The sequence below is a fragment of the Microvirga sp. P4_G7 genome (assembly GCF_056401005.1).
Genome location: NZ_JBFUKD010000323.1, coordinates 1 through 3,965, shown reverse-complemented (window position 1 = coordinate 3,965; position 3,965 = coordinate 1). Strand labels below are relative to the sequence as shown.

General features: G+C 58.8%; 4 protein-coding genes. 2 read left to right on the top strand and 2 right to left on the bottom strand.

Translation table 11 applies throughout. From position 1 onward, the window contains the following. The coding region (locus AC1DT3_RS13680) for an ABC transporter substrate-binding protein (protein ID WP_477465798.1) at nt 1-1,317 on the bottom strand (1,317 nt) is incomplete at its 3' end. A gap of 133 nt (nt 1,318-1,450) precedes the next feature. On the opposite strand from AC1DT3_RS13680, the gene AC1DT3_RS13675 reads away from it, so the two are divergent. Continuing rightward, the gene (locus AC1DT3_RS13675; RefSeq protein WP_477465797.1) at nt 1,451-2,323 is read left to right on the top strand and encodes an IclR family transcriptional regulator; all 873 of its coding nucleotides are present in this window, start codon (nt 1,451-1,453) and stop codon (nt 2,321-2,323) included. A 19-nt stretch (nt 2,324-2,342) separates the two neighbouring features. Here AC1DT3_RS13675 and AC1DT3_RS13670 read toward each other — a convergent pair whose 3' ends face one another. Continuing rightward, complete coding sequence (locus AC1DT3_RS13670) at nt 2,343-2,756, bottom strand: hypothetical protein (protein ID WP_477465796.1); 414 nt, start codon at nt 2,754-2,756, stop codon at nt 2,343-2,345. 225 nt (nt 2,757-2,981) lie between these two features. On the opposite strand from AC1DT3_RS13670, the gene AC1DT3_RS13665 reads away from it, so the two are divergent. Next, nucleotides 2,982-3,779: an LssY C-terminal domain-containing protein gene (locus AC1DT3_RS13665; RefSeq protein ID WP_477465799.1), complete on the top strand. Its 798-nt coding sequence runs from the start codon at nt 2,982-2,984 to the stop codon at nt 3,777-3,779. Nucleotides 3,780-3,965: the final 186 nt, after the last annotated feature.

Here is a 3,965-nt window from a genome sequence, read left to right as displayed (position 1 = left end):
CTGGAACACTGCGTTGAACCCCGCAGTTTTCAGTTGCTGGGCGATGATGGGTCCAACAGGATTCCCCTGTTGCGTGAGAACCGTCACCGGCCAAGCCGCGCCACCGGCTTTCGTCCATGTCCCGTTGGTCTTTGCGAACCCCTGCGCCGTCATCAGCTTTTCGACCTCGGCGAGATCACGCTTTTCGACTCCGCTTTGCGCGACGAGGTCCTTCATCTGATCCGTATATGCCTTTAGACCGCCGTAGGATGAGAACGGCACTACGGCTTTCGGCAGCGATCCCTCGTAGGCGAGGTCGACGATCTCATCGCGGTTGATGGCCGCATTGAAGGCACGCCGGACCGCGGGATTGTCAAAGGGCGGCTTCTGAGCATTGAAGATGAGACGGAACGTGCATCCGTCCGCAGCGCCCCACACGGGACCGGCCTTGTTCCATGAGGCGAGCCCGGGATTTCGCGCCCGCCCTGCCTCAAAGGCGCCAACCTGGAGTGCTCGGCCGATATCGAGCTCATTGTTGGTGAAAAGCTGCGGCATCGCTTCGACGGTCGCAGGCTTGTATATAATGCGCTCTGGCCCAGGCATTCTCTGCGCCAACTTGGAATCGACAGCCCACCAGTTATCGCGTCGATCGTAGATGATGGAACCTGCGTCCGACTTGACCACGCGGTACGGGCCCGTCCCGAGCGGCCAGCCCTTCTGCGGGTCGTAGAATGTGAATGTACGCGGGTCTTGGCCTTGCCAGACATGTTTTGGCACGATGGTGAGCCGGCCAGTGGCGCCATCGGCAAGCATATCACGGGCGAAACGCGGCCCCGGCTTGGTCAGCGTAATTTTCACCGTCAGCGGATCGACGGCTTCGGCCTTCGCAATCCATTCCTTGACGGCCGACGAGAGCACGAGATCGGGCGCCGCCGATCTTAGCATGTCGATCGTGAAAACAACATCATCCGCGGTGAACGGCTTGCCGTCGCTCCACGCGACCTTGTCGCGGATTTTGATCGTCAACTCGGTAAAGTCGGGATTGTAACTGTAGCTTTCCGCCTGCCACGGTGTGATCTCGCCCGTATTGTGGTTTGGATAGAACAGGAATTCGCTGACGGTATAGTGAAGGCTGTTGCGCTGATGCAGAAGTGGGCCCGAATAGGGGTTGAAATTGTTCGGCGCGGGGACCTGATTGTAGTAATCCCAGCCCTGGCTGATCAGCGTGCGGTTTCGCGGTACCGCCTTCAGATCCTCGGCGAAAGCCCCAGACGACGCTAAAAGGGCCGCGACGGCGAGAGCCGGCCCCGTTGCCCACGCGATGGACCCGATCCTCATGAATTCCTCCCAGACGTCTTTTTGGCGTTACAGTCTTAACAAACGCGTTAGGTTCATATATGAGAACTCTTGTTCATAAAGATATCGACGCGTGGCGATTGATGTCAAGTCTCGCGATCAAAGGGGTTAGTGCGTGAACGACGAGATAGAAACAGCGGGGCGCGTAAAGTCGGCGGAGCGCGTACTCGACCTTATCGAGACTCTTGCTGCGAACGAGCGTGGGCTGACATTCCCGGCGCTAAGTCAAGTTACTGGATTTCCTAAAAGCAGCCTTCACGCGTTGCTCGGCGTACTGACATCACGTCAATATCTCGCGTTCGACGAGCGGACGCGACTCTATAGTTTGGGGTTGCGAATCTGGGAAAACGGTCAAGCCTATCTGAAGAGCCGCGACATTGTCCGCGATTCGCTTGACGCCATGAACGCAGTGGTCGCGATCTTGAATGAGACAGCGCAGCTCGCGAGCCTTGATGGCACGGAGAACGTTTACCTCGCGAAGGTCGACAGCACCCATCCGCTGCGCCTGCAATCTGAGGTCGGGGGGCGGCTGAGCGCCCATGCGACCGGACTTGGCAAAGCGCTCCTAGCAAGCCTCCCGGATGACGAAGTCCGCAATCGTTTTTCCAAGAAGCAGCTTGCTCGCATGACCCCCAATACGATCACCACACTGCCTGGGCTTTTGCAGGAACTCGCGATCGTGCGCGCCACTGGTTTCTCGGTCGACAACGAAGAATATACCCCGGGACTATTCTGCCTCGCCGTCCCTATTCGCGACCATCTCGGCCAGACAGCGGCGGCAATCAGTGTCTCCTTCCCGCTCCTTCGTCTCAATATCGATGTCGCAACGCGCGGGCTCACACATCTTGCAAGGGCCAGTCTCGACATCAGTGCCCGTATGGGAGCGCGTACCGAGGATCCGACACTCTCCCGGCTGACCGGCGAAAAGTCGGCGCGCTCTGCTCTCGTCTCGCGCGGGGAATCGTGGAGCTGGATGCCACAGGCCTAAGCAATTTGGAAATCGTCCACTAGCGAGGAGTCGTATTTCCGGCGGGCCATACTTTCTGAATCATGGAAAACATGAAGGCCGTGGTGAGCCCGAAAAGCATGATGCCGTTGAGAGCCTCCAAGGCTCCCATGAGTTGCCAGCGCGGCTTGAGATAGACTCCGGCATGCCCGTAACTCGTCAGCGCGCTGAGCGAATAGAGCATGGCAGACTGGTTCTCGTCGACTGCCCCCAGCCAACGGTAAGCCAGCGCCCACGCGGTCGCTTCGATCCCATGCAGCAGGGTCACGGCCCATGCGACCGACCCCATCACCAGCACGAACTTGATCGTCACGCGCCTGCGGCCTGGAACAGCACCGAGGACGCGGTCGATGTTCTGGTTGATGATACCAAGTCCGACAACGTGAATTACGACGCTGAAAACGATCAGCGGCAAGCTCCATAGCCAATCGGACTGCCAAGGCCCGCCCCCAATTTGCTCCATCTCACAGCCCCCCATTTCAGCAGCACGTCAGTAGGCGAGCACTTTGCGATAATTTTGGTCGAGCGCAATCCGACAAGCGATGCGCTTGTCTGTTCAACCCTACGCTCGTATCGTGCCGGGCACGGTTGCTGTTCACAATGATCCGACCTTTGACGGGAGGGGGATCTGAGGCCTTCGATCCGCACAAGTCTGCGCCGTCTCCTAAAACTGGTTTTTGGGATAACGGTTCTCTATGTCCTGACCGCTTATGTGCTTTTGCCTGCTGCGTGGCGTCACTATGAGAACCAACCGGGTCTGGCCGACAAGCCGATGGTCACGCGGACAGCGCAGGGCATTCCCGGTGACCCGATCAATGTAGGCTTGGTCGGCAGAAAAGAAGACGTGGTTCAGGCGATGAACGCGGCCGGCTGGTATCCGGCCGATCCAATCACGCTAAAATCGAGCATCGAGATCATCGGCAGCGTCCTTTTGGATCGCCCCTATCGGGATGCGCCCGTCAGTCCCCTCTTCTATGACGGCCGGCGCGAGGACCTATCGTTCGAAAAACCGGTGGGTCGCAGCGCGGACGAGAGGGACCATGTCCGGTTCTGGAGGGTCCTCGACCAAGGAGTGGAAGGCAGGCCGGTCTGGCTCGGCGCCGGGACATTCGACCGAGGCGTGGGCGTCAGCCACGACACCGGCCAGGTCACTCACCACATCGGGCCCGACATCGACGAGGTCCGAGATCTTCTCACGAACGACTTGAGAGCCGCTGGGAGGGTCGAGGCTACCTATCAAGTGACTGGAATTGGTCCGACCATCAACGGCCGCAACGGCGAAGGCGACCCGTATCATACGGATGGCGAGATCTACATTTCGCGCCTTACTCCAGCTGGCGTAGTCGCATCGGCTCCAGCAACGCACGTGCAACCGCCTCTCCTCGTGGGGCTCAAGGATCGCGTCTGGCGCCAAGTCGCGGCATGGCTTGGTGGTTGACGGTGTTACGGACGGCCCATCGAACTACAAATGCATGCCGCTGAGCTTCACCTTGCCCCTACTTGTGAGAGCGAACGGTTAATGCAACGTCGCCGGACCAGATAAATGTCCGATCGGACAACTCACTTTCAATTCTATTCGTAAGGCCGCGATCGACGAATGCCAGAATGATCTGCTGTGCATTGG